At 67.9% G+C, this 23753-nt stretch carries 25 protein-coding genes; 17 read left to right on the plus strand and 8 right to left on the minus strand.

Annotation, left to right across the window (positions count from 1 at the left end; all coding sequences use genetic code 11):
* Nucleotides 1-91: 91 nt before the first annotated feature.
* The 13 genes from ACMT1E_RS02560 (at nt 92) to ACMT1E_RS02620 (ending at nt 14138) form a co-directional block, all read left to right on the plus strand.
* Nucleotides 92-877 (plus strand): succinate dehydrogenase iron-sulfur subunit, encoded by a 786-nt coding sequence (locus ACMT1E_RS02560; RefSeq protein WP_414902061.1) that lies wholly within the window; start codon nt 92-94, stop codon nt 875-877.
* A complete protein-coding gene (locus ACMT1E_RS02565; RefSeq protein ID WP_414902063.1) occupies nt 874-1356 on the plus strand; it encodes a PaaI family thioesterase in 483 nt (160 codons plus the stop codon). The genes ACMT1E_RS02560 and ACMT1E_RS02565 overlap by 4 nt, the downstream gene beginning before the upstream one ends.
* Nucleotides 1353-2465, plus strand: coding sequence for a cell division protein ZapE (gene zapE / locus ACMT1E_RS02570; protein ID WP_414902065.1), 1113 nt, complete (start codon nt 1353-1355; stop codon nt 2463-2465). Before ACMT1E_RS02565 ends, zapE begins: the two co-directional genes overlap by 4 nt.
* 74 nt (nt 2466-2539) lie before the next feature.
* On the plus strand, nt 2540-3919 hold the full coding sequence (locus ACMT1E_RS02575; protein WP_414902066.1) for a M20/M25/M40 family metallo-hydrolase: 1380 nt from the start codon (nt 2540-2542) through the stop codon (nt 3917-3919).
* Between the two features lie 18 nt (nt 3920-3937).
* Nucleotides 3938-4234 carry a hypothetical protein gene (locus ACMT1E_RS02580; RefSeq protein ID WP_414902068.1) on the plus strand — a complete coding sequence of 99 codons (297 nt, stop codon included), beginning with the start codon at nt 3938-3940 and terminating at the stop codon, nt 4232-4234.
* Between the two features lie 151 nt (nt 4235-4385).
* Nucleotides 4386-5348 carry a malate dehydrogenase gene (gene mdh / locus ACMT1E_RS02585; RefSeq protein ID WP_414902070.1) on the plus strand — a complete coding sequence of 321 codons (963 nt, stop codon included), beginning with the start codon at nt 4386-4388 and terminating at the stop codon, nt 5346-5348.
* An 85-nt stretch (nt 5349-5433) separates the two neighbouring features.
* On the plus strand, nt 5434-6318 hold the full coding sequence (sucD, locus tag ACMT1E_RS02590) for a succinate--CoA ligase subunit alpha (RefSeq protein WP_414902071.1): 885 nt from the start codon (nt 5434-5436) through the stop codon (nt 6316-6318).
* A gap of 87 nt (nt 6319-6405) precedes the next feature.
* Nucleotides 6406-9324 (plus strand): 2-oxoglutarate dehydrogenase E1 component, encoded by a 2919-nt coding sequence (locus ACMT1E_RS02595; RefSeq protein WP_414902073.1) that lies wholly within the window; start codon nt 6406-6408, stop codon nt 9322-9324.
* Between the two features lie 8 nt (nt 9325-9332).
* Nucleotides 9333-9815 (plus strand): hypothetical protein, encoded by a 483-nt coding sequence (locus ACMT1E_RS02600; RefSeq protein WP_414902075.1) that lies wholly within the window; start codon nt 9333-9335, stop codon nt 9813-9815.
* A gap of 22 nt (nt 9816-9837) precedes the next feature.
* Nucleotides 9838-11052, plus strand: a complete 1215-nt coding sequence (gene odhB / locus ACMT1E_RS02605; protein ID WP_414902076.1) for a 2-oxoglutarate dehydrogenase complex dihydrolipoyllysine-residue succinyltransferase — start codon at nt 9838-9840, stop codon at nt 11050-11052.
* 44 nt (nt 11053-11096) lie between these two features.
* Nucleotides 11097-12491 (plus strand): dihydrolipoyl dehydrogenase, encoded by a 1395-nt coding sequence (gene lpdA / locus ACMT1E_RS02610; protein ID WP_414902078.1) that lies wholly within the window; start codon nt 11097-11099, stop codon nt 12489-12491.
* 183 nt (nt 12492-12674) lie between these two features.
* Nucleotides 12675-12965, plus strand: a complete 291-nt coding sequence (locus ACMT1E_RS02615) for a hypothetical protein (RefSeq protein ID WP_414902079.1) — start codon at nt 12675-12677, stop codon at nt 12963-12965.
* 114 nt (nt 12966-13079) lie between these two features.
* On the plus strand, nt 13080-14138 hold the full coding sequence (locus ACMT1E_RS02620; RefSeq protein ID WP_414902080.1) for a hypothetical protein: 1059 nt from the start codon (nt 13080-13082) through the stop codon (nt 14136-14138).
* 12 nt (nt 14139-14150) lie between these two features.
* On the opposite strand, the gene ACMT1E_RS02625 is transcribed toward ACMT1E_RS02620, so the two are convergent.
* Entirely contained in the window at nt 14151-14495 is a 345-nt protein-coding gene (locus ACMT1E_RS02625) for a DUF2794 domain-containing protein (protein WP_414902082.1), read from the minus strand.
* Nucleotides 14492-15187: a serine O-acetyltransferase EpsC gene (epsC, locus tag ACMT1E_RS02630; protein ID WP_414902083.1), complete on the minus strand. Its 696-nt coding sequence runs from the start codon at nt 15185-15187 to the stop codon at nt 14492-14494. Before epsC ends, ACMT1E_RS02625 begins: the two co-directional genes overlap by 4 nt.
* 160 nt (nt 15188-15347) lie before the next feature.
* Between epsC and ACMT1E_RS02635 the strand changes: the two genes are divergently transcribed.
* Nucleotides 15348-16115 (plus strand): sulfite exporter TauE/SafE family protein, encoded by a 768-nt coding sequence (locus ACMT1E_RS02635; protein ID WP_414902084.1) that lies wholly within the window; start codon nt 15348-15350, stop codon nt 16113-16115.
* Nucleotides 16116-16245: 130 nt separating this feature from the next.
* On the opposite strand, the gene ACMT1E_RS02640 is transcribed toward ACMT1E_RS02635, so the two are convergent.
* Nucleotides 16246-16767, minus strand: a complete 522-nt coding sequence (locus ACMT1E_RS02640) for a carboxymuconolactone decarboxylase family protein (RefSeq protein WP_414902085.1) — start codon at nt 16765-16767, stop codon at nt 16246-16248.
* Nucleotides 16768-16861: 94 nt separating this feature from the next.
* On the minus strand, nt 16862-17404 hold the full coding sequence (locus ACMT1E_RS02645; protein WP_414902087.1) for a peroxiredoxin: 543 nt from the start codon (nt 17402-17404) through the stop codon (nt 16862-16864).
* Nucleotides 17405-17547: 143 nt separating this feature from the next.
* Here ACMT1E_RS02645 and ACMT1E_RS02650 point away from each other — a divergent pair, with 143 nt between their 5' ends.
* Nucleotides 17548-18447, plus strand: a complete 900-nt coding sequence (locus tag ACMT1E_RS02650) for a hydrogen peroxide-inducible genes activator (RefSeq protein ID WP_414902088.1) — start codon at nt 17548-17550, stop codon at nt 18445-18447.
* A gap of 108 nt (nt 18448-18555) precedes the next feature.
* Complete coding sequence (locus ACMT1E_RS02655; protein WP_414902089.1) at nt 18556-19152, plus strand: fasciclin domain-containing protein; 597 nt, start codon at nt 18556-18558, stop codon at nt 19150-19152.
* Nucleotides 19153-19302: 150 nt separating this feature from the next.
* Here ACMT1E_RS02655 and pgsA read toward each other — a convergent pair whose 3' ends face one another.
* Nucleotides 19303-19875, minus strand: coding sequence for a CDP-diacylglycerol--glycerol-3-phosphate 3-phosphatidyltransferase (gene pgsA, locus ACMT1E_RS02660; protein WP_414902090.1), 573 nt, complete (start codon nt 19873-19875; stop codon nt 19303-19305).
* A 129-nt stretch (nt 19876-20004) separates the two neighbouring features.
* On the opposite strand from pgsA, the gene ACMT1E_RS02665 reads away from it, so the two are divergent.
* Nucleotides 20005-21279, plus strand: coding sequence for an MFS transporter (locus ACMT1E_RS02665; RefSeq protein ID WP_414902092.1), 1275 nt, complete (start codon nt 20005-20007; stop codon nt 21277-21279).
* 21 nt (nt 21280-21300) lie between these two features.
* Here ACMT1E_RS02665 and ACMT1E_RS02670 read toward each other — a convergent pair whose 3' ends face one another.
* The 3 genes from ACMT1E_RS02670 to ACMT1E_RS02680 form a co-directional block, all read right to left on the minus strand.
* Nucleotides 21301-21474 (minus strand): hypothetical protein, encoded by a 174-nt coding sequence (locus ACMT1E_RS02670; protein WP_414902093.1) that lies wholly within the window; start codon nt 21472-21474, stop codon nt 21301-21303.
* Nucleotides 21475-21550: 76 nt separating this feature from the next.
* Nucleotides 21551-22531 carry a glycosyltransferase family 2 protein gene (locus ACMT1E_RS02675; protein WP_414902095.1) on the minus strand — a complete coding sequence of 327 codons (981 nt, stop codon included), beginning with the start codon at nt 22529-22531 and terminating at the stop codon, nt 21551-21553.
* Nucleotides 22528-23748 (minus strand): glycosyltransferase family 4 protein, encoded by a 1221-nt coding sequence (locus tag ACMT1E_RS02680; protein WP_414902097.1) that lies wholly within the window; start codon nt 23746-23748, stop codon nt 22528-22530. The genes ACMT1E_RS02675 and ACMT1E_RS02680 overlap by 4 nt, the downstream gene beginning before the upstream one ends.
* Between the last annotated feature and the right edge of the window lie 5 nt (nt 23749-23753).

Genomic DNA, 23753 nt, shown 5'->3' on the forward strand with positions numbered 1-23753 from the left:
GGAAAAGGGGAAATTCCGGCGGCGGTGCGACAGGTGGCTTTCGTTTGCCTGCCCTTTTGGCTATCGCAGCCCGCGAAAGGGACTCTGACGCATGGCCGAATTCTCGCTTCCGAAGAACAGCACCATCACCAAGAAGGGCAAGGCACACGCCGCGCCCGAGGGGGCGACCCGTATCCGGAAGTTCAAGATTTATCGTTACGACCCCGATTCGGGCGAGAACCCGCGCTACGACACGTTCGAGATCGACGAGGACGATTGCGGGCCGATGGTGCTGGACGCGATCATCAAGATCAAGAGCGAGCAGGACGCCAGCCTGACCTTCCGCCGGTCCTGCCGCGAGGGGATTTGCGGGTCGTGCGCGATGAATATCGACGGCACCAACACCCTAGCCTGCACCAAGGCGATCGAGGACATCAAGGGCGAGGTGCGGATCACCCCGCTGCCGCATATGGACGTGGTCAAGGACCTGGTCGGCGACTTCACCCATTTCTACGCGCAATATGCGTCGATCCAGCCCTGGCTGAAGACGGCGACGCCGCCGCCGTCGGGCAAGGAGCGGCTGCAGTCGCCGGAGGACCGCGCCAAGCTGGACGGGCTGTACGAGTGCATCCTGTGCGCCTGCTGTTCGACATCCTGCCCGAGCTACTGGTGGAACAGCGACAAGTTCCTTGGCCCGGCGATTCTGCTCCAGGCCTATCGCTGGCTGGCGGACAGCCGCGACGAGATGACCGGCGAGCGGCTGGACGACCTTGAGGACCCGTTCCGCCTGTATCGCTGCCACACGATTATGAACTGCGCCAATGTCTGCCCCAAGGGCCTGAACCCGGCGCGGGCGATTGCCGAGACCAAGAAGCTGATGGTCGAGCGCGCGGTTTGAGCGAAGCCGGAGACGGCGGCGCGGCGGCGCCGTTCTTCATCCACCACCCGGACCCCGACAACCCCGGCTGGCATGTCTGGGAGCTGAGCGACCCGACGCGGTTCAATGCCTCGCTCGGCAGGTTCCGCGTGCGGATGGAGCCGGACGGGCGGGTGCGGGTGCGGACCCGGCCGGAACACCGCCATTCCAACGTCGCCGGGGCGCTGCACGGCGGCGCGCTGCTCGGCTATATCGACATCGCGCTGTTCGCGGCGGCGCGGATGCACGGCATTATCGAGGCGGGCAAGGCGGTGACGCTTGACCTGTCCGTCCAGTTCATCGCGCCGGGCGCGGTAGACGCGCCGCTGGACCTGGTGATCGAGATATTGCGCGAGACCGGGCGGCTGCTGTTTCTGCGCGGGCTGGTCGAGCAGGGCGAGGGCGCGGCGCCGGTCGCCGGGTTCAGCGGCACGATCCGCAAGCCGGAGCGGGCGCGGTGAGCCGGCTGGTCGAGCGTTATGCCGCGCTGGTCGCCGCCGGCGAGCTGCGGCAGGACCCGGTGCAGGCGGCGGCGGCGGAGCAGCTGGGCGCGCTGCAAAAGGCGCTGGAGGCGCCGCCGCGGCGCGGATCGGTGCTGTGGCGGTTGACCGGGCGGGTGCCGGAGGTGCCGCGCGGGCTGTATATCTGGGGCGCAGTGGGCCGCGGCAAATCGATGCTGATGGACCTGTTCTTCAACAGCCTGGCGATCCGGCGCAAGCGGCGGGTGCATTTCCACGAGTTCATGCTGGAGACCCACGCCCGGCTGCGCGACGCGCGCGAGGCGGGCAAGGGCGACCCGATCCCGATCGTCGCCGAGCAGTTGAAGGGCGAGGCGCGGCTGATCGCGTTCGACGAGATGGTGGTCAACAACAGCGCCGACGCGATGATCCTGTCGCGGCTGTTCACCGCGCTGATCGAGGCGGGCACCTGCGTCGTCGCGACGTCGAACCGGCCGCCGGCGGACCTGTACAAGGACGGGCTGAACCGCGAGCATTTCCTGCCGTTCATCGCGCTGATCGAGGACCGGCTGGACGTGATCGCGCTCAATGGGCCGACCGATTACCGGCTGGAGCGGCTGGCCGGGGTCAGGACCTGGCACGTGCCCAACGGCCCGGCGGCGACGGCGGCGCTGTCCGAGGCGTTTTTCCGCCTGACCGATTTTCCGGTCGAGGACCGGGCGCATGTGCCGGCGGAGGACGTGCCGGTGACGGGCGGGCGGGTGCTGCACGTGCCCAAGAGCCTGAAAGGCGTCGGCGTGCTGTCGTTCAGGCGGCTGTGCGGCGAGGCGCGCGGGGCGGCCGACTATCTGGCGCTTGCCCGGCGCTATCACACCATCATCATCGTCGGCATCCCGAAGATGGGGCCGGAGAACCGCAACGAGGCGGCGCGCTTCGTCACCCTGATCGATGCGCTGTACGAACATAACGTCAAACTGCTCGCCGCCGCCGACGCGGTGCCGGCCGAACTGTACGAGGCCGGCGACGGCCGCTTCGAGTTCGACCGCACGGTCAGCCGGCTGATGGAGATGCAGTCGCAGGCCTATCTGGCAGGCGGGCACGGCGTGGCGTGATGGTGGCGCGGCGCGGGATGGACGGGCGCGCGGCTTTCGGCGATGAAACGGCCATCACGACAAGGGGATATGCGATGCGCCACCTGCTGTTCGCCACCGCCGCGCTGCTGAGCGCGCCGGCGCTGGCCGCACCCGCCGCCACCGACTGGCATGCCGAGGGGCGGGCGATCTACGAGCATGCGATTGCGGTGCCGACGGTGACCGGGCGCGGGCAGACGCCGGCGCTGGCGGCGTGGCTGAAGGCGCGGTTTGCCGCCGGCGGGCTGACCGATGCGGTGATCAAGCCTTATGACGGCGAGGCGGCGCTGATCCTGCGCTGGAAGGCGGAGGGCACGCCTGCGAAAAAGCCGGTGCTGCTGATGGCCCATATGGATGTGGTCGAGGCCAAGGCCGAGGACTGGTCGCGCGACCCGTTCAAGCTGGTCGAGGAGGACGGCTATTTCTATGGGCGCGGCACGATCGACGACAAGCAGGGGGTGACCGCGGTGACCACCGCACTGCTGCGGCTGAAGGCGGAAGGGTTCAAGCCCAAACGCGACATCATCGTGCTGTTCACTGGCGACGAGGAGACCGACGGCAAGGGTGCCGACCTGGCCGCGACCGAGTGGCGGGACCTGATCGACGCCGAATACGCGCTGAACGCCGATGCCGGCGGCGGGGCGAAGGACAAGGACGGCAAGATGCTGGGCTATGCCCTGCAGACGTCGGAAAAGACCTATGCCGACTATACGTTCACCGTCCACAATCCCGGCGGGCACAGTTCGCGGCCCCGGCCGGACAACGCGATATACGAGCTGGCCGACGTGCTGAAGACGCTGGCCGCGTACCGTTTCCAGCCGATGCTGGACGACACGACGCGCGCCTATTTCCACGAGCGGCAGAAGGTGGAGAAGGGGCCGCTGGGCGACGCGATGCGGCGCTGGCTGGCCAACCCGGAGGACGGCGCCGCCGCCGACGCGGTCGAGGCCGACCCGCGCGAGGTGGGCGGCACCCGCACCCGCTGCGTCGCGACCCGGCTGGAGGGCGGCCACGCCAACAACGCGCTGCCGCAAAGCGCCGTCGCCAACGTCAACTGCCGGATCTTCCCCGGCGTGACCCCGCAGGCGATCGAACAGGAATTGCAGGCGCTGGCCGGGCCTAAGGTAGCGGTGAAGCTGGTCGGCGCGCCGAAATACGCTGGCGCGTCGCCGCTGACCCCGGAGGTGCTGAACGCCTATACCACCACGGTTCACAAGCGTTTTCCCGGCGCGACGATCATTCCCAAGATGGAGGCGGGGGCGACCGACGGCCTGTATCTGCGCGCCGTCGGCATTCCGGTCTATGGCGTCGATGGCGGCTGGATCGTCATTCCCGACGACGAGCGCGCCCACGGGCAGGACGAGCGGATGCCGGTCAAGGCGTTTTATGACCAGCTTGACCACTGGCACGACCTGATCGCGGCGGTCGCCGGATAGCAGCGGGCGGGGCGGACGATGATCGCGCGCGAGGCTGCGCTGACCTTTCTGACCGTGCTGCTGCTGATCGTCGGCGGGCTGTGGTTCGCCGACGTGCTGGGCTGGCAACCGGTGCTGCTGCTTGCCGTCGTCATCGTCGCGCTGCTGTTCGAACGGCGGCGTTACGAACGGCGGACCGGCGGGCAGCCGGGGCCGGAATGGGAGCTGACCGGCGAAAGCTGGACCGACCCGAACACCGGCCACATCGTCCGCGTCTGGTTCGACCCGGAGACCGGCGACCGCCGCGAGGTCCGCACAGAACCCCCGCTGCACTAGCGGAAGGTCAATTATTGCAATTGATTTGCAAGTGCAAAGATTTACGAGGCTGAACAGTTGAAGCCTTAACTTATTCGGCCTAAGGCCCCGCCGAGTTCAACGCGCGCGGGTGCTTTGCGGCAATTTCGCGCACCCCGAAGCGGAGGAATGGATGGCCCGGAAAAAGATTGCCCTGATCGGCGCTGGCAATATCGGCGGCACGCTGGCGCACCTGGCGGCGAAGAAGGAATTGGGCGACATCGTGTTGTTCGACGTTGTCGAGGGCGTGCCGCAGGGCAAGGCGCTTGACCTGTCGCAGTGCGGGCCGATCGAGGGTTTTGACGCCCGGATCACCGGCACCAACGATTATGCCGACATCGCCGGCGCCGACGTCGTCATCGTCACCGCCGGCGTGCCGCGCAAGCCGGGCATGAGCCGCGACGACCTGCTGGGCATCAACCTGAAGGTGATGAAGGCGGTGGGCGAGGGCATCAAGGCCAACGCCCCCGACGCGTTCGTCGTCTGCATCACCAACCCGCTCGACGCGATGGTCTGGGCGCTGCGCGAATTTTCCGGCCTGCCGCACAACAAGGTCGTCGGCATGGCCGGCGTGCTCGATTCGGCGCGGTTCAGCCATTTCCTCGCCGACGAGTTCAACGTGTCGGTCAAGGACGTCAGCACCTTCGTGCTCGGCGGCCATGGCGATACGATGGTGCCGGTCGTCCAGTATTCGACCGTCGCCGGCATTCCGGTGCCCGACCTGATCAAGATGGGCTGGTCGACCCAGGAGCGGATCGATGCGATCGTCCAGCGCACCCGTTCGGGTGGCGGCGAGATCGTCGGCCTGCTGAAGACCGGTTCCGCCTTCTACGCGCCGGCGACCAGCGGCATCGCGATGGCCGAGGCTTATCTGAACGACCAGAAGCGCCTGCTGCCGTGCGCCGCCTATGTCGACGGCGCCTATGGCGTCGACGGCCTGTATGTCGGCGTGCCGGTGGTGATCGGCGCCGGCGGCGTCGAGAAGGTTGTCGAGATTGCGCTGGACGACACGGCCAAGGGCAATTTCCAGACCTCGGTCGACGCGGTGAAGGGCCTGCTCGACGCCTGCAAGGCGATCGACGGCTCTCTGGCCTGATCCATATGCGCGGGGCCGCCCGGCGGCCTCGCGCGCCCGACACAGCACCCGCCGCTGCGGCGTAGGCGAAGGACGAAGCGAACCCATGAGCATTCTTGTCGACAAGAACACCAAGGTCATCACCCAGGGCATCACCGGGGCGCAGGGCACCTTCCACAGCGAGCAGGCGATCGCCTATGGCACGCAGGTGGTCGGCGGGGTGACGCCGGGCAAGGGCGGCACCAGCCATATCGGCCTGCCGGTGTTCGACACGGTCGGCGAGGCGGTTGCCGCGACCGGCGCCGATGCCAGCGTCATCTACGTGCCGCCGCCCTTCGCCGCCGACTCGATCCTGGAAGCGATCGACGCCGAGGTGCCGCTGATCGTCTGCATCACCGAGGGCATTCCGGTGCTCGACATGGTCAAGGTCAAGCGGTCCCTGTCGGGATCGAAATCGCGGCTGATCGGGCCGAACTGCCCCGGCGTGCTGACCCCCGGCGAGTGCAAGATCGGCATCATGCCGGGCAATATCTTCTCCAAGGGATCGGTCGGCGTCGTCTCGCGTTCCGGTACGCTGACCTATGAGGCGGTGTTCCAGACGACCAACGAAGGGTTGGGCCAGACCACGGCGGTCGGCATTGGCGGCGACCCGGTCAACGGCACCAACTTCATTGACGTGCTGGAGTTGTTTCTGGCCGACGAAGCCACCAAGTCGATCATCATGATCGGCGAGATCGGCGGTTCGGCAGAGGAGGAAGCGGCGCAGTTCCTGATCGACGAGGCGAAGCGCGGGCGCAAGAAGCCTGTGGTCGGCTTCATCGCCGGGCGCACCGCCCCGCCGGGACGCCGGATGGGCCATGCCGGCGCGATCGTGTCCGGCGGCAAGGGCGGCGCCGACGACAAGATCGCGGCGATGGAAGCCGCCGGGATCACGGTGTCGCCAAGCCCGTCGGAGCTGGGCACGACGCTGGCCCGGGTTCTGAAGGGGTAAGGGGGACCTGAACCGTCCGCCTCAAAGGCGGGGATTCGGGATTGCGTGTTTCAAGATCCCGGCTTCCGCCGGGATGACGAGGTGAAGATGGGTATCGAAGGCCAGGACTTCAGTTTCGTCGAAGGCGCCAGCCCTTCGTTCGTCGAGGCGCTCTACCGCCGCTATGTCGCCGACCCGACGTCGGTAGATGCCGGCTGGCGCGCGTGGTTTTCCGGGCTGGAGGCCGTGCATGACGGGCCGAGCTGGAAGCGGGACAACTGGCCGCCGGCCGACACCGACGCGCTGACCGCCGGGCTGGACCCGACCCAGATGGCGCCGGCGCCGGCCGCGTCGAAGCGCGATGCCCGCGCCAGCGCACCGGTAGACAGCGACGTGATCGCCCGCGCGGCGGCGGATTCGATCCGTGCCCAGATGCTGATCCGCACCTATCGTGTGCGCGGGCACCTGGCGGCGCGGCTGGACCCGCTTGGCCAGTCGAAGCTTGAGCTGCCGGCCGACCTGATGCCGGAATATCACGGCTTTTCCGGCGCCGACCTTGACCGGCCGATCTACCTGGGCGGCACGCTGGGCCTGGACTATGCGACGGTGCGCGAGATCGTCGCGATCCTGACCGCCAATTACTGCGGCTCCGTCGGCCTTGAATACATGCATATTTCCGACGTCGAGGAACGGCGGTTTCTGCAGGACCGGATGGAGGGCAAGGACAAGGAGATCGAATTCACGCCGGAAGGCAAGAAGGCGATCCTGTCCAAGGTCATTCAGGCCGAGCAGTATGAGGCGTTCCTCGGCCGCAAATATGTCGGCACCAAGCGGTTCGGCCTCGACGGCGGCGAGGCGATGATCCCGGCGCTGGAAGCGGTCATCAAATATGGCGGCCAGTACGGCGTGCGCGAGATCGTTTACGGCATGGCGCACCGCGGCCGGCTGAACGTGCTCGCCAATGTGATGGCCAAGCCGTTCCACGTCATCTTCCACGAATTTTCGGGCGGCTCGGCCAACCCCGAGGATGTCGGCGGATCGGGCGACGTCAAATACCACCTCGGCACCTCCACCGACCGCGAGTTCGACGGGATCAGCGTCCATATGTCGCTGGTGCCGAACCCGTCGCACCTGGAAGCGGTAAACCCGGTGGTGCTGGGCAAGGCGCGCGCCCAGCACATGGTGCAGGACGAGCCGGGCACCCACGGCCGGGTGCTGCCGGTGCTGATCCACGGCGACGCGGCGTTCGCCGGCCAGGGTATCGTGTGGGAATGCCTGAGCTTTTCCGGTATTCGCGGCTACAATACCGGCGGCTGCATCCACTTCATCATCAACAACCAGATCGGTTTCACCACCAGCCCGCAATATGCGCGGTCCTCGCCCTATCCGTCGGACGTGGCGAAGGGGGTGCAGGCGCCGATCTTCCACGTCAACGGCGACGATCCCGAAGCGGTGACCTTCGCGTGCAAGATGGCGATCGAGTTCCGCCAGACCTTTGGCCGCGACATCGTCATCGACATGTGGTGCTACCGCCGCTTCGGCCACAATGAGGGCGACGAGCCGAGCTTCACCCAGCCGCTGATGTACGAACGCATCCGCAAGCACCCGAAGGTCAGTGCGGTCTATGCCGAGCGGCTGAAGGGCGAGGGCGTGGTCGACGACGCGTTCGTCGAGAAGGCGGGCGCCGATTTCGTCGCGCTGCTCGACGACGAATTCGCCGCCGCCGCCAGCTACAAGGCCAACAAGGCCGACTGGTTTACCGGTCGCTGGTCCGGCCTGCACAAGCCGGCGGACAGCGGCAGCGAGCATCGCGAGGTCAACACCGGGATCACCGCCAAGCTGTTCGACAGCCTGGGGCGGACGCTGACCACGGTGCCGGAAGGGCTGACCATCCACAAGACACTGGGTCGGATTCTCGACGCCAAGCGGGCGATGTTCAAATCCGGCAAGGGCTTCGACTGGGCGACGGCGGAGGCGCTAGCATTCGGCGCGCTGCTGTCCGAAGGCTATGGCGTCCGGCTGTCCGGCCAGGATTCCGGCCGCGGCACGTTCAGCCAGCGCCACGCGGTGTGGGTCGACCAGAAGACCGAGGCGCGTTACGTGCCGCTCGACCAGGTGCCGCACGGGCGCTTCGAGGTGCTCGACAGCCCGCTGTCGGAATTCGGCGTGCTCGGCTTCGAATACGGCTATGCGCTGGCCGACCCCAAGACGCTGGTGCTGTGGGAAGCGCAGTTCGGCGATTTCGCCAACGGCGCGCAGGTGATCATCGACCAGTTCGTCGCTTCGTCCGAAGCGAAGTGGCTGCGGGCCAACGGGTTGGTGATGCTGCTGCCGCACGGCTATGAAGGCCAGGGACCGGAGCACAGTTCCGCCCGGCTGGAGCGGTTCCTGCAACTATGCGCCAGCGACAACATGCAGGTCGCCAACTGCACGACGCCGGCGAATTATTTCCACATCCTGCGCCGGCAGAACCTGCGGACGTTCCGCAAGCCGCTGGTGATGATGACGCCGAAGTCGCTGCTGCGCCACCGGCTGGCGGTGTCCGACGCCGACGCGTTTCTGGACGACAGCGGGTTCCGTACGATTCTGCCCGACCCGAGCGGGCCGGCGGACAAGGCGGTCAGGCGGTTGGTGCTGTGTTCCGGCAAGGTCGCCTATGACCTGATCGAGGCGCGCGACGCGGCGGCGGACGAGGATATCGCCATCGTCCGCATCGAGCAGCTCTATCCGTTCCCGTGCGACGCGCTGGTCGCGCTGCTGAAACGGCTGACGGCGCTGGAAAATGTCGTCTGGTGCCAGGAGGAGCCGAAGAACAACGGCGCCTGGTTCTTCGTCGAGCCGCTGATCGAGCAGTGCCTGAAGCAGGCGGGCACCAAGCCGAAGCGGGCGCGCTATGCCGGGCGGGCGGCGTCCGCGTCGCCGGCGACCGGGCTGATGAAGCGCCACCTGGCCGAGCAGGGCGCGCTGATCGCCGAGGCGCTGGGCCATAGCGTGCGCGAAGAGATCAAGCGCCAGAAGAAAGGCTGAGCCGAGCGGTGACGCCGATCCTTGCCTTGCTGCTGCTGCCGGCGCCGGCGAGCGTCGACCTGGCGGCGTTCGCCTGGTTTCCGCTGAAGCCGGTGGCCGGCGAGCGCGCGGCGATCGGCGTCGCGCGGACAGCGGGCGACGACGCCGGGCGCCGGGTGGCGACATTGCAGATCGGCCGGGCCGACGGCGCCGGGGTCGACAACCCGATGCTGGTGGTCGACGCCGATTGCGCCGGCGAGCGGCTGCGGCGGGTTGAGGCGTACAGCGTCGATGCGGCGTTGACCACGGCGACGCCGGTCGACGCCGCGCTGGCCGGGGCGATGCGGGTGCCGCCGGCTTCGGACGGCGGCGGCGCCATGCTATTCGACGATTACGAGGCGCTGGGCGCGGCGTTGCGCTGGGCCTGCGACGACGATGCACTGGCGGCGGCGCGGGCGGTGCCGCTGGCGGATTTGCAGCGGAAAGACAGTTTTACCAAGCGCGGCAACTGAGGCGCGGAGCAGAGGACAGGACATGGCGACCGACGTGAAGGTGCCCGTGCTGGGCGAATCGATCAGCGAAGCGACGATCGGCGAGTGGCTGAAGCAGCCCGGCGATGCGGTGAAGGCCGACGAGCCGATCGTCAGCCTGGAGACCGACAAGGTGGCGGTGGAAGTGCCGGCCCCGGTCGCCGGGGTGATGGGCGCCCATGCCGCGGCGGTCGGCGATACTGTGACCGTCGGCGCGGTGATCGCGGTGATCGAGGCGGGCGGCGGCGCTGCCGCTGCTGCCCCGGCGCCCGCCGCCGCTTCGGCGGCGGCGGTGGAGGCCAAGGCGGCCGAGCCGGAAGCGAGCGAGCGGACCCTGTCCCCGGCGGTGCGCCGCGTGGTGTTGGAAAAGGGGCTGGACCCGAGCGCGATCAAGGGCACCGGCAAGGACGGCCGGCTGACCAAGGAGGATGTGCTGCGCGCCGCCGAGGCGAAGCCCGCCGCCGCGCCGGAAGCGGAGGACGCCGCGCCCGCGCCGGCCGCCGCTGCCCCCGCCGGTGAGCGCCGCGAGGAGCGGGTGCGGATGACCCGCCTGCGCCAGACCGTCGCGAAGCGGCTGAAGGAAGCGCAGAATACCGCCGCGATGCTGACGACGTTCAACGACGTTGACATGTCGGCGGTGATGGAAGCGCGGTCGAAGTACAAGGACCTGTTCGAGAAGAAGCACGGCGTTCGGCTTGGCTTCATGGGCTTCTTCGTCAAGGCGGCCTGCCAGGCGCTGAAGGACGTGCCGGCGGTCAACGCCGCGATCGAGGGCGATGAAATCGTCTACCGCGACTATGTCGACGTGTCGGTCGCGGTGTCGGCGCCGACCGGGCTGGTCGTGCCGGTGGTGCGCGACGCGCAGACGATGTCGGTCGCCGAGATCGAGCGGACGATCGGCGATTTCGGCCGCCGCGCCAAGGACGGCACGCTGAAGATGGAGGAGATGAAGGGCGGCACCTTCACCATTTCCAACGGCGGCGTGTTCGGATCGCTGATGTCGACGCCGATCATCAACCCGCCGCAGGCGGCGGTGCTCGGCCTGCACCGGATCGAGGACCGGCCGGTCGTTCGCGACGGGCAGGTTGTCGTCCGCCCGATGATGTATCTGGCGCTGAGCTACGACCACCGGCTGATCGACGGCCGCGAGGCGGTGACCTTCCTCGTCGCGCTGAAGAATGCGATCGAGGACCCGACGCGGCTGCTGATCGACCTTTAAGGATTGTTGAGTGCCGCCGGTGGCGGGTGCGGAAGGAGCTTTTCATGGCTGACTACGACTATGATGTCCTGGTGATCGGGGCCGGCCCCGGCGGCTATGTCGCGGCGATCCGGGCGGCGCAGCTTGGGCTGCGGACGGCGTGCGTGGAGAGCCGCGAGACGCTGGGCGGCACTTGCCTGAACGTCGGCTGCATCCCGTCCAAGGCGCTGCTCCATGCGTCCGAGCTGTATGAGGAGGCGGCGAGCGGCAAGCTGGCCAAGCTGGGCATCAACACCGGCGCGGTCAGCCTGGACCTGACCGCGATGCACGGCCAGCGCACCGAAGCGGTCAAGGGGCTGACCGCCGGCATCGCCTTCCTGTTCAAGAAGAACAAGGTCGAGTGGCTGAAGGGCCACGCCGCCTTTGCCGGCACCGACACGGTGACGATCGGCGACCGCACGGTGAAGGCGAAGAACATCGTCATCGCCACCGGATCGTCGGTCACGCCGTTGCCCGGCGTCGAGGTCGACCAGAAGGTCGTCGTCGATTCGACCGGCGCGCTGGAGCTGGGCAAGGTGCCGGGCCATCTGGTGGTGATCGGCGGCGGCGTGATCGGCCTTGAGCTGGGCAGCGTGTGGCGCCGGGTCGGCGCCAAAGTGACGGTTGTCGAGTTCCTCGACCAGTTGCTGCCCGGCATGGACGGCGAGGTCCGCAAGGAAGCCGGCCGGCTGTTCAAGAAGCAGGGCATGGAACTGAAGCTGTCGACCAAGGTCACCGGCGTGCAGGTGAAGGGCGGCAAGGCGACGCTGACCGTCGAGCCGGCGCAGGGCGGCGCCAGCGAGACGATCGAGGCCGACGCGGTGCTCGTTTCGATCGGCCGGCGGCCGAACACCGACGGGCTGGAGCTGGCGGCGGCGGGGCTGGCGACCAACCAGCGCGGGCAGATCGAGGTCGACCACCAGTTCCGCACCGCGACGCCCGGCATCTGGGCGATCGGCGACGTCGCGCCCGGCCCGATGCTGGCCCACAAGGCCGAGGACGAGGGCATCGCGGTGGCCGAGAACATCGCCGGGCTGACCGGGATCGTGAACCACGACGTGATCCCGTCCGTCGTCTACACCGCGCCGGAAATCGCCGGCGTCGGCCTGACCGAGGAGCAGGCAAAGGAGCGCGGCGAGATCAAGGTCGGCAAGTTCCCGATGGCGGCGAACAGCCGCGCCAAGACCAACCACGAGCCGGACGGCTGGGTGAAGGTGATCGCCGACGCCAGGACCGATCGGGTACTGGGCGTGTGGATGATCGCTTCCGTCGCCGGCACGATGATTGCCCAGGCGGCGCAGGCGATGGAGTTCGGCGCGACCAGCGAGGACATCGCCTATACCTGCCACGCCCACCCGACCCATTCGGAAGCGGTGAAGGAAGCGGCGATGGCGGTGACGGGCAAGCCGATCCATATGTGAGCGGGCGGGCCGGGGAGGCCCGCGACCGGCATTGACGGGTATTGGCGGATTGCCGCGCACCCTTTGGGTGCTCGCAATGACGGCGGAGGCTGCGGCGGCGGGTTTTAGGGATCGACATCGTTCAGCCCGCGTTTGTCGGGGGTGGCGCCGGTACGGGCGCCCGTCGCAACGATGGAGATACCGATGAAGATGCTGCTCATCGCCGCCGCCTTTGCCCTTGGCAGCGCGGCCGTCGCGCAGGACCAGCCGGCCGCCGATGCCGAACCGGCCGCCATCGCGCCGCCGGGCGCCGCCGAGCAATTGCAGCCGCCGTCGGTGCCGGCGGGCGCGACCGTGGTGTTCAAGCCGTCCGTGCCGGTTGCGGAGGCCTATCCGGCACCGGCGCCCAAGGCCGAATACCCGTGGTGCAAGCGTGGGATGACCGACGGCTGCAAGCAGCGGCGCGATCCCGGCAACGGCCAGTCGCCGCGCTGATCCGGGACCGCTGCGGGCGAGTGGCGGCGCCCTTTTCCGTCACCGCCGGGACGAGCATGGTGTGTTGTTTGAACAATACGGTTGTGCTAGCCCGGCGGGCGGGAGGGGTGGCCGATGTATAGCGAATCCGATCTTGACGGTGCGGTAGCGGCCGGTGCGATCAGCGCCGAGACCGCCGCCGCGTTGCGCGCTCATGTCGAGGCGCGGCGCGCGGCGCCGCTGGTCGATGAAGAGCACTTCCGGCTGATTTCCGGGTTCAACGACATTTTCGTCGCGATTGCCGGTGGGCTGCTGCTGGTCGCGGTCGGATGGCTGGGCCGCAGCGTAATGCCCTGGCTGGGCAGCGCAGCGGTGGCCGGAGCCGCCTGGGGCCTGGCCGAGTATTTCACCCGTCAGCGGCGTATGGCCTTGCCGTCGATCCTGTTCCTGCTCGCCTTTGTCGGCGGGGTGTTCGCCACGGCGACAACGCTGCTTGGCATTGGCGACGGCGGCGGACCGGACGGCGACAGTGCGGGAGCGCTGTTGTTCGCGCTGAGCGGCGCGATCGCGGCCGGCGCGGCCTGGCTGCACTGGCGGCGTTTCCGCGTGCCGATCACCGTCGCGGCCGGGGCGGGGGCGCTGGTGGCGATGCTGTTCGGCCTGCTGTTCGCCGTGGTGCCCGAATTCGGCGGATTCGGCATGCTGGCGCTGTTCGCGAGCGGGCTGGCGGTGTTCGCGCTGGCGATGTGGTGGGACATGTCGGACCGGTTGCGCCAGACCCGGCGGTCCGACGTCGCGTTCTGGCTGCACCTGCTGGCGGCGCCGATGCTGGTTCACCCGGTATTCCAGGCGCTGGGCGTGCTCGACAACAAGGCGACGATGGTGACCGGCGTTGTCGTCCTCCTGCTGTATGCCGCGATCGGCGCGGTCGCGCTGGCGATCGACCGGCGGGCGCTGATGGTGTCGGCGCTGGCCTATGTCATCGCGGCGCTGAGCGGGCTGGTCCGCGATCTGGGCGCGATCAGTTTGAGCACCGCGATTACCGCGCTGATCATCGGGTCGGCGCTGCTGCTGCTGTCCGCCTTCTGGCACGGTGCGCGGGCGGCGGTGCTGGGGCTGCTGCCGCCGGAGCTGCGCGACCGCCTGCCCCCGGCCGGCGCGACGGTGGTGTCGGCGCGAACCGGTGCCGCTTGAACAGGACAGCCTCTATTCCGCGACCAGTTTGAGCAGGCGGCGTTCGACCGGGGCGAGGACCGGGCCGAGGCTGTGGCCGCGGCGCAGTACGGCGCCCGCTTCCCCGATCAGCGCCCACATGCCCTGGCGGTTGCGCAGCGCCGGGCGCTTCTCGATCCGGAATTCCGGGCGTTCGGCCGCGCGGCGGAAGGCGGAGAACACGGCGGCGTCGCGGCCGAGGTCGATGGCATAGTCGCGCCAGTGGCCGGCGGCGACCATCCGCCCGTAAAGATCGAGGATGCGGTTCAGTTCGGTCCGGTCGAACACCGTCTGCACCGCGCCGCCGCGGCTGACGGGGAACGGCGTGACGTTGCTCACCCGAACAGGTCTTGCCGGTCGGGTCCGTCGTCGGGCGCGGTGGCCTTCAACGCGTCGAACTTCCTTTCGAGCGCGTCGATTTCGGCGCGCATCGCCTCCAGCCGCTGGGCGAGCGGGTCCATCACCTCGCTGCACGGCGTGCCGTAGGGCATGAAAGCCTTCTGCTTCTCGCGCGCGTCGACCGGCATCGGCCGGGCGGGGATGCCGACCATGACCGCGCCGGGCGCCACGTCCTTCGTCACCACCGCGTTGGCACCGATGCGGGCGCCGGCGCCGACGGTGATCGGGCCGAGGATGGCGACGCCGAGGCTGACGATCACGCCGTCTTCCAGCGTCGGGTGGCGCTTGCCGCCTTCGCCGTTGGCCGGATTGGTGCCGCCGAGCGTCGCGCCCTGATAGATGGTGACGTTGTCGCCGATCTCCGCCGTCTCGCCGACGACGACGAAGCCATGGTCGATGAACAGATTGCGGCCGATCTTCGCGCCGGGGTGGATGTCGATCGCGGTCAGGAAGCGCGCTATGTGGTTGACCATGCGCGCGAGGAAATAAAGTTCGCCGACGAACAACCAATGGGCGACGCGGTGCAGGCCGACGGCCAGCACGCCGGGGTAAAGCAGCACTTCCCAGCGCGAGCGGGGCGCGGGATCGCGCGCCTTGATGGAATCCAGAAATCGGGTCAGCGCATTCGCCAACATGCTTCTCCTGCCCTGTGCGGCGCCAATCTAGGTTCGTGCGTTTCCTATTGCCAGAGTGTCGGCGCAAGCGGTTTTGGGCGGCGACAAGCCCTTCTATCTTGCCCTGAGGCGCCAAGACATCGCAGAACGGGGGCGCGTCGTCGCCAGAGGAGACCGAATGATCGACCTGTCCAGCATCGACGTGAGCCAGATTCTGCCTTTTATCGCAGTGGGTTTTGCCGCGCAGGTGATCGATGGCGCGCTTGGCATGGCGTTTGGCGTGATATCGTCGACGATGATGGTCAGCCTGCTCGGCATATCGCCGACGCGCGCATCGGCCGGGGTGCATTTTGTCGAGATGTTCACCACGGCCGCGTCGGCGATCAGCCATATCGCCCACAAGAATGTCGATTGGCGCCTGTTCGGGCGACTGGTGATTCCCGGCCTGATCGGCGGGGTGCTGGGCGCCTATGTGCTGGTGTTGAACGCCGATATCGCCCGGCCGTTCGTCATGGCCTATCTGACCGGCGTTGGCGTCTACCTGCTGTGGCGGGCGTTCCATACGCCGCCCAAGGCGCACCGGGCGCGGATCGTCGCGCCGCTCGGCCTGATCGGCGGCTTCCTCGACGCGGCGGGCGGCGGCGGCTGGGGGCCGATCGTCACATCCAACCTGCTGATCCAGGGGGTCGAGCCGCGCAAGACGATCGGCACGGTCAACACCGCCGAATTCTTTCTGACCGTCAGCGTGTCGATCACCTTCATCGCCGCGATGGGCTTTGCCGCGCTGACCATCGTAACCGGCGGTTTGCTGATCGGCGGGGTGCTGGCGGCGCCGCTCGGCGCAGTGCTCGCCAAGCGGGTGCAGCCGCGGACGCTGCTGATTCTGGTCGGCATTGTGCTGACCGCGACCAGCGCGTTCAGCCTGTGGCGGGCGGTGGCGGCGTAGGCGCGCGCTGCTGGGGCGCTGCTCGGTTGTGGATTGACCGCCCCCTGCAATGACGGGGGGGCGGGGCGCCCTTCGCCGGAATGGCGGGAGTGGGGTGGCGGAAGCGGGAGGGACCGCTTCCGCCGGGGGGTCAGGCCGAGACCGCGTGGACGGTGGCGACGGCCTTCATCACCGCGCCGATACGGGCGGCGGCCTGGATGGTTTCGGCGTTGACGCCGTGCTGCTTCAACACCCGTTCGTGGCTGTCGATGCACATGCCGCAGCCGTTCTGCGCGGAGACGGCGAGGCTGAACAGTTCGAAATCGTCCTTTTCGATGCCGGGCGAGCCGATGACGTTCATCCTGAGCTTGGCCGGGAGCTGGCCATATTCCTTGTTCGAGGCGAGGTGGACGAAGCGGTAATAGACGTTGTTCATCGCCATGATCGCGGCGGCGGCGCGGGCGGCGTTGGCCGCTTCCGGCGACAGTTTGCCTTCTGCTTCCGCTTCGGCGGCGTCGACCAGCGGCTTGTAGCCGGTGCCGTGGGCGGTGGCGAGCAACAGCCCGTATTTGCGCTGATCGTTGAGGGTCGGCTCACCAAGCAGCGAACCGACGTTGAGCCGGAGATCCTTCGCGTAATCGGGAAGGGTGTCGGCGAAAGCCTTGAGCGACATGGCTGTCCTCCTGTTCGGGGTAAAAAAGGGGCGCGGAAGGCGAAGCTCCCGCGCCCCCGGAACATGCGCCTGGCGGCGCGATGCGGGTTGCCGGTCAGGCGGCCGGGCGCAGCACCTCTTCACCCTGCTGCCAGTTGCACGGGCAGAGCTCGTCGGTCTGCAGCGCGTCGAGCACGCGGATCGCTTCCGCCGGGTTGCGGCCCTGGTTCAGGCCGTTGACCGTGACGTGCTGGATCACGTTGTGCGGATCGACGATGAAGGTCGCGCGATAGGCGACACCAGCGTCCGCATCGACGATGCCGAGGGCGTTGGCCAGCTTCTTCTGGTTGTCGGCGATCCACGGGAAGTCGCAGGCGGCAAGCCGTTCGTCCGACTTGCGCCAGGCGAAGTGGACGAAATCGGTATCGGTCGACGCGCCGATCAGCACGGCGTCACGATCGGCGAGGTCGTTCTTCAGTTCGCCGTAACCGATGATCTCGGTCGGGCAGATGAAGGTGAAATCCTTCGGCCAGAAAAACACGACCTTCCACTTGCCGTTGGTTTCGCCGGTGTCGATCGTCTCGCCCGCCGGAAGGGCGGCGACGCCCTGCTGGACCGGGAGGGTGAGTTCGGGGAATTTGTCGCCAACTGTCAGCATCGGAATAGTCTCCTGTGAAACCGGTTGAGGGCTGCGTACCGGCAGTGGTCGACACCGCCTCGGCACCCGCCCCACATGGTCTCTAGCGCTTCCCGTTCAAGTGCCTAAATTGATTATTCCGACGATGTTGATCGAGTGAGCCGATGGCAACCTATCTCCCCACCCTGAAGCAACTGCAATATCTGGTCGCGCTGCGCGAACACGGCCATTTCGGCCGTGCCGCCGAAGCGATGTTTGTGACCCAGTCGACGCTGTCGGCGGGTATCCGCGAGCTGGAATCGCTGATCGGCATCGTGCTGGTCGAACGGACGCGGCGGGTGGTGCGGTTCACCGCGCTTGGCGACGCGATCGTCGACAAGGCGCGGCGGGTGCTGCGCGAGGCGGAGGAACTGACCGACATGGCGCGCGCCGCCGGCAAGCCGCTGTCTGGCGAGATGCGGATGAGCGTGATCCCGACGATCGCGCCGTTCTTCCTGCCGCGGATATTGCCGCGGCTGCGGCAAGAGCGGCCGGAGCTGAAGCTCTATCTGCGCGAGGAGCCGAGCGGCGCGGCGTGCGAGTCGCTGCACAGCGGCCAGGCCGACTGCGTGTTGCTGGCGATGCCCTATGCCTGCGGCGATATCGCGACGGCGCCGTTGTTCGACGACCGGCTGTTCGTCGCCTTCCCGCGCGGCGAGGCAGACGCGGCGGCGGACGCGATCGCGCCCGAAGCGATCGACGAGACCCGGCTGTTGCTGCTGGAGGACGGCCATTGCCTGAAGGACCATGCGCTGGCGGCGTGCAACCGCCCGGAAATCCGCGCCGAGGCGACGATGATGGGTACCTCTCTCCACACGCTGGTCCAGATGGTCGACAATGGCCTGGGCATCACCATCCTGCCGGCGATGGCGGTCGATGCGGGGATATTGGACAACACCGATATTGTCGCCCGGCCGATCGCCGCCGCCCATGATTCCCGCCATATCGCCCTTGCCTGGCGGCGCGGAAGCCCGCGCGAGAAGGATTTTCAGCTGCTCGCCGAACTGTTGCGATCCGGGACATGACAGCACGGCCGAACGCTGATTTGCCACGGGCCAACGGTTAAGACGTAGGTAAATCGTATCCGATTTGCCACATGCAGGGGGTTTTCAACGATCAAGGAGAGTTCCGGAATGTCGATCGCCAAACCCGCCTGCCTGTTTACCGCCCTGGCGTTTGCCCTGTCCGCCACCGCCGCGCCGGCCCAGACCGACCCGGCGCAGGCCGCCTCCGCTGCCGCCGACGCTGCCCCGGACGTCACGGTCGGCGGTGCCGCGATGGACCCGGCCGCGCCCATCAGCCAGAATATCGGCAAGTCCGCCGACCACAGCGAACTGGTCAAGGTGCTGGCCGCGAGCGGCATCGATCTGGCCGCCGCCGGGCCGTTCACCCTGTTCGCCGCCGACAACGGCGCGTTCGGGCGGCTTGCCCCCGGCACTGTCGACACGCTGCTGAAGCCGGAAAACAAGGAAACGCTGGTCAAGGTGATCAATTATCAGGTGGTGCCCGGCGCCCTGACCATCGATGATATCCGCAAGCAGGCGGAGGCCAATGGCGGCACCGCGACGCTGACCACCGTCGAGGGCCAGACTTTCGCCGTCACCTTCGAGGACGGCGCGATCAAGCTGACCGACGCCAACGGCAACCCGGCCTATGTCGCGCAGGGCGACGTGAAGAACGCCAACGGCGTGTTCCACGTCATCAACGGCGTGCTGTTGCCGAAGCTGTAACGCCGGACGGCAAGCCCTCTCCTGACGGGGAGGGGCTTGTTGTTCGCTCGGGCGCGCGCCGGCGGCATGCCCGTACCCGGCCGCCCGTTTCAGGATATGATCGCCCGGCGGCGGCGGCGGCCGGTGCCGCGCGTTCCGGGCGCGCCGCCTTCAATCCATGTATTTGAGGCCGGCGCGCAGATAGTCCCAGCCGGTGACAAGGGTCAGCACCGCCGCCGCCCACAGGCAGACGATGCCGACGGCGTGGATCCACAGAAGAGCGGGCAGGGCGCCGGCGAGGATCAGCGCGCCGAGCGCGACCATCTGAAAAGTCGTCTTCCACTTCGCCAGCTTGCTGACCGGCACCGAGACGCTGAGCTGAGCGAGGAACTCGCGCAGGCCGGAGACGGCGATTTCCCGCAACAGGATGATCAGCGCCGCGATCACCGTCCAGCTGGCAATCACCGGCTTTCCGGCGACGATCTCGTCCGTTGCGATCAGCATGACGATGACCGAGGCGACCATGATCTTGTCGGCGATCGGGTCCAGGAAGACGCCAAGCCGCGACACGGTGCCCTTGGCCCGCGCCAGATAGCCGTCGAAATAGTCGGTGATGCCCATCAGGCAATACAGCGCGAAGGCGATCGCGTAGCCGAGCGGCCAGCGCGGATACCAGAGCAGTGCGACCAGCAGCGGCACCGCGAAAATGCGCGAGAGGGTGAGCAGGTTGGGCAGGGTCAGCATGGCATTCGGATCAGCTTAGCGCCGATCGCGGCGAAGTTGAACCGGGGCGCGGCGGCTTTTCCTTTTGGAAAGCACCACCGCGATCGGGTATGGGTGCCCTGTCAGACACGACATCCGAGCCATTCCCCCATGCAAACCTCAATACGGCTGTTAGGCCGTCGCCGATTCCTGCCGCTGTTCGTGACGCAGATGCTCGGCGCCTTCAACGACAATCTGTTCAAGACCGCGATGGTGCTGTTCGTCACCTACCAGGTCTATTCCGACGCGCGGATGGAATTGCAGTTCAATGCGCTTGCCACCGGCTTGTTCATTATGCCGTTTTTCCTGCTGTCCGCCCTGTCCGGCCAGCTTGCCGATACCCGCGACAAGGCGCGGATCATCCGCATGGTCAAATTGGCGGAGATCGCGATCATGGCGGCGGGCGCCGTCGGCCTGCTGCTGTCGTCGATTCCGCTGATGCTGGCGGCGGTGCTGGCGATGGGCATCCATTCCACCTTTTTCGGCCCGATCAAATACGCGATCCTGCCCCAGCACCTGCATAAGGACGAGGTGCTGGGCGGCACCGGGCTGGTCGAGGCGGGGACCTATATCGCCATCCTCGCCGGCACGATCACCGCCGGGTTCATCACCCATGACGCACGGATCGCCGCCGCGCTGGTGCTGGTGGTGGCGGTGACCGGCTGGCTGACCGGGCGGCAGGTGCCGCCGGCGCCGCCGATCAACCCGCCGGAGAAGCTGGATTTCCACATTATCCGCGCGTCGATCGCGCTGGTTTCGGGGACGATGCATATCCGTCGGCTGTTTCTGGCGATTTGCTCGATCAGCCTGTTCTGGGCGATCGGCGCGGTGCTGATCATCGAATTCCCGCCGCTGGTGAAGAATGTGCTGACCGCCGACGAGCAGGTCGCCAGCCTGTTCCTCGCGATATTCTCGGTCGGTGTCGCGGTCGGTTCTCTGATGATCAACCGGCTGCTGCGCGGCACGGTTTCCGCCCGTTATGCCCCGGCGGCGGTGATCGCGATGAGCGGTTTCGTGCTGCTGCTCCATTTCGTCGCCAGGCAATGGGTCGGCGACGACGCCGGCGAACTGTACGACCTGTGGGCGTTCGTACGGCATGACGGGGCGCCGATGCTGATCCTGTCGCTGTTCGGCGTCGCGGTCAGCGGCGGCATGTTCGTGGTGCCGCTCTACGCCTTCCTGACCACCACCGTCGGCGCCGGCGAGACGGCACGCACCGTCGCCGCCAACAACATCGTCAATTCCGGCGCGATGGTGATCGGATCGCTGGTCGCGTTCGGGCTGAGCGCGGCCGATGTGTCGGCGGTCGACCAGCTGCTGCTGGTGTCGGCGATGTGCATCGTTTCCGCCTGGCTGGCGTGGAAGCTGCACTGCGCCTGCGAATAGCCGGGTCGGGCCTCAGGCGGTTCAGCCGATGAAGCTGTAGATGGCGATGAAGAAGGCGGTGAAGCTGAAGACGAACAGCTTCAGGTCCTTGTCGTCATCGGCGGCCGGGGCGATATGCTCGGTCCGAAAGGGCGGCAGTTTCTGCCGAAAGGGGTGGCGGGCCGACTCGTTGGTCAGCAGGATGCGACGTTTCATGCACGGAAGGTAACGCCGCGTTTACCATTTCTTCCAGCGGGTTGTTCCGCCGATCTGTACCGTTTCGGGACGGTCTTCAGTCCGTGGTGCGGGCGACATCCGGGTAGCCGGCGAGCCATTCGCGCCGCCGCTGCCAGACCGCCGCGCGGTCGGCGCGCGCGCTTTGCGGGTTATCGCGGCGGCCCGGCATGATGTGCGAACCGAGCATCCGTGACAGCGCCCACGCCCAGCACATGGCAAGACCGAGGCGATAGGCGACGGGCGACCAGTGCTTGCGCATCAGCGTGGTGCGGCCGCGCATGATCTTGACCATCTTGTCCGGGCGCGAGGTTTCCGACCGGCCGCCGAGGTGGATCAGCTCCGCCGCCGGGGAGATGCCGGGGCGGGCGCCCATGCGCCGGGCGCGCAGGTTGAGGTCCGCCTCCTCCGCATACATGAAGAAGGTCGGGTCGAAGCCGCCGAGCCGTTCCCACAGCGTCCGGTCGATCAGCAGGAAGCAGCCGGTGACGATGTCGACGTCGCTTTCGGTGTCGCGCTGCCAGCCGCCGTAGATCTCCGGATCGAACAGGCGGGTGTAGGGGAAGGCGCGGGTCAGCCCGCTCATGATGACGAACAGGCTCCACAGGCTGAGGCTGGCCCAGCAGGAGGTGGGGTTGAGCGTGCCGTCGCCGAACAGGGTGCGCCCGCCCCAGATGCCGCGATCCGGCGTGCGGGTGGCGAAATCGATCAGCCCGGCGAAGGTGTGCGGCAGGACGATCGTATCCGGGTTGAGCAGCAGGATGCGATCGCCGGTCGCCAGCTTCGCCGCCGCGTTGTTGCCGGCGCCGAAGCCGAGATTGTCCGGGCTGGCGATCAGCCGGACCTGCGGATAGGCGGCGGCGATCGCCGCGACGCTGTCGTCCGGCGAGGCGTTGTCGAACAGGATCACCTCGAACGGCACCGCCGGCGGGTGGGCGTAGAGGCTGGCGAGGCAGGCGAGCGTGTCGTCGCGGGTGCCGTAGCTGACGATGATGATCGACAGCGCGCACTGCGCCTGCTGGTCCGGGGTGCTGATCATGCCGCGGCGATAACCTGCCGATAGAGCGATTCAAGCCAGCGCGCCTTGTCCGACCAGCCGCCGAACGACTGGAGGCGCCGATGCGCCCCGTTTCCGAGACGGGCGCGCAAGGCGGGATCGCCAGCAAGCGTGCGGATCGCGTCGGCGATGGCGGCGGCGAACTGGTCCGGCGTTTCGACCGGGATCAGCAGGCCGCAGCTTTCGTCGACGATCGCCTCCGGCCCGCCGCGCCGCGCGCTGATGACCGGCAGGCCCCAGCGCAGCGCCTCGAAGAATACGCCGCCCATCGGCTCCCGGAAGCTGGGGAAGCAGAATATGTCGTGATCGGCGTAAAGCTGCTCGACCCGGTCGCGGCTGACCTTGCCGAGGAAATCGACGCGGTCGGCGACACCGAGCGCCTCCGCTTCCGCCTTGCAGGCGGCAAGGTCCGGCCCGTCGCCGGCGCTGGTCAGGGTGACGCCGGGCAGGTCGCCGAGCCGGGCGAGGGCGCGGACCGCGTCGCGCAACCCCTTGGTCCGCACGCAGCGGCCGACATGGAGCAGGCGGACGGTGCCGGCGGCGGTGGAGCGGCCGGAGCCGTGGGCGATCGGATCGGCACTGCGTTCGAGCACGGTTTCGAAGCGGCGGACGGCGACCTCGGCGTCGGCCAGCGTCCGGCCGACATAGGGGGCGACGCCGAGGATCGCCCCGGCGCGGGCGTAGCCGGCGCGGAGCGCCGGATCGTGGCGCAGGCGGAAACCGTCGAACGCGCGCAGCCGCGCAAGGCCACCGCCGCCGCCGACTTCCTTTTCAAAGGCCGGGGGGGTCGCCAGGCTGCCGCCGAGCGGGCCGACGACATAAGGCAGGGCGAAATGGCGCAGCGGCGACGGGTGGCGCATCGCCTGCGGGAGGAGCTGGTGGGCGATGTCGAACCGCTCGCCGCGCGCCAGCGCGTCCGCAAGCCAGCGGCGGACATGGCGGACGAACAGCGGCCATGCGGGTTTGAGCATCGCCCGCGCCCGTTCGAACCGGCTGAGGAAGGCTGGTTCGGGCCAGCTTATCACCCGGACACCGGGCAATTGCTCCGCCGTCGGTGTGCGGCCGGGACGCTGCATGCACAGCAGGGTGACGTCCATCACCTCCGCCATCGCCTTCACCCAGTGGAAGCCGGACCAGGTTTCGCCGACATCGGTGCCGTCGACGATCAGCGCGATAACGAGGATGCGGAGCCGCGGCATCGCGC

Source organism: Sphingomonas flavalba, assembly GCF_047553045.1.
In the GTDB taxonomy this organism is placed as follows: Bacteria; Pseudomonadota; Alphaproteobacteria; order Sphingomonadales; family Sphingomonadaceae; genus Sphingomonas_L; species Sphingomonas_L flavalba_A.

Excerpts from the sequence above, each read along its gene's own strand:
- ACMT1E_RS02560 (WP_414902061.1), top strand. The coding sequence starts at position 92 with ATGGCCGAATTCTCGCTTCCGAAGAACAGCACCATCACCAAGAAGGGC.
- ACMT1E_RS02575 (WP_414902066.1), top strand. The coding sequence starts at position 2,540 with ATGCGCCACCTGCTGTTCGCCACCGCCGCGCTGCTGAGCGCGCCGGCG.
- ACMT1E_RS02580 (WP_414902068.1), top strand. The coding sequence starts at position 3,938 with ATGATCGCGCGCGAGGCTGCGCTGACCTTTCTGACCGTGCTGCTGCTG.
- mdh (WP_414902070.1), top strand. The coding sequence starts at position 4,386 with ATGGCCCGGAAAAAGATTGCCCTGATCGGCGCTGGCAATATCGGCGGC.
- sucD (WP_414902071.1), top strand. The coding sequence starts at position 5,434 with ATGAGCATTCTTGTCGACAAGAACACCAAGGTCATCACCCAGGGCATC.
- ACMT1E_RS02595 (WP_414902073.1), top strand. The coding sequence starts at position 6,406 with ATGGGTATCGAAGGCCAGGACTTCAGTTTCGTCGAAGGCGCCAGCCCT.
- odhB (WP_414902076.1), top strand. The coding sequence starts at position 9,838 with ATGGCGACCGACGTGAAGGTGCCCGTGCTGGGCGAATCGATCAGCGAA.
- lpdA (WP_414902078.1), top strand. The coding sequence starts at position 11,097 with ATGGCTGACTACGACTATGATGTCCTGGTGATCGGGGCCGGCCCCGGC.
- ACMT1E_RS02615 (WP_414902079.1), top strand. The coding sequence starts at position 12,675 with ATGAAGATGCTGCTCATCGCCGCCGCCTTTGCCCTTGGCAGCGCGGCC.
- ACMT1E_RS02620 (WP_414902080.1), top strand. The coding sequence starts at position 13,080 with ATGTATAGCGAATCCGATCTTGACGGTGCGGTAGCGGCCGGTGCGATC.
- ACMT1E_RS02635 (WP_414902084.1), top strand. The coding sequence starts at position 15,348 with ATGATCGACCTGTCCAGCATCGACGTGAGCCAGATTCTGCCTTTTATC.
- ACMT1E_RS02640 (WP_414902085.1), bottom strand. The coding sequence starts at position 16,767 with ATGTCGCTCAAGGCTTTCGCCGACACCCTTCCCGATTACGCGAAGGAT.
- ACMT1E_RS02645 (WP_414902087.1), bottom strand. The coding sequence starts at position 17,404 with ATGCTGACAGTTGGCGACAAATTCCCCGAACTCACCCTCCCGGTCCAG.
- ACMT1E_RS02650 (WP_414902088.1), top strand. The coding sequence starts at position 17,548 with ATGGCAACCTATCTCCCCACCCTGAAGCAACTGCAATATCTGGTCGCG.
- ACMT1E_RS02655 (WP_414902089.1), top strand. The coding sequence starts at position 18,556 with ATGTCGATCGCCAAACCCGCCTGCCTGTTTACCGCCCTGGCGTTTGCC.
- pgsA (WP_414902090.1), bottom strand. The coding sequence starts at position 19,875 with ATGCTGACCCTGCCCAACCTGCTCACCCTCTCGCGCATTTTCGCGGTG.
- ACMT1E_RS02665 (WP_414902092.1), top strand. The coding sequence starts at position 20,005 with ATGCAAACCTCAATACGGCTGTTAGGCCGTCGCCGATTCCTGCCGCTG.
- ACMT1E_RS02670 (WP_414902093.1), bottom strand. The coding sequence starts at position 21,474 with ATGAAACGTCGCATCCTGCTGACCAACGAGTCGGCCCGCCACCCCTTT.
- ACMT1E_RS02675 (WP_414902095.1), bottom strand. The coding sequence starts at position 22,531 with ATGATCAGCACCCCGGACCAGCAGGCGCAGTGCGCGCTGTCGATCATC.
- ACMT1E_RS02680 (WP_414902097.1), bottom strand. The coding sequence starts at position 23,748 with ATGCCGCGGCTCCGCATCCTCGTTATCGCGCTGATCGTCGACGGCACC.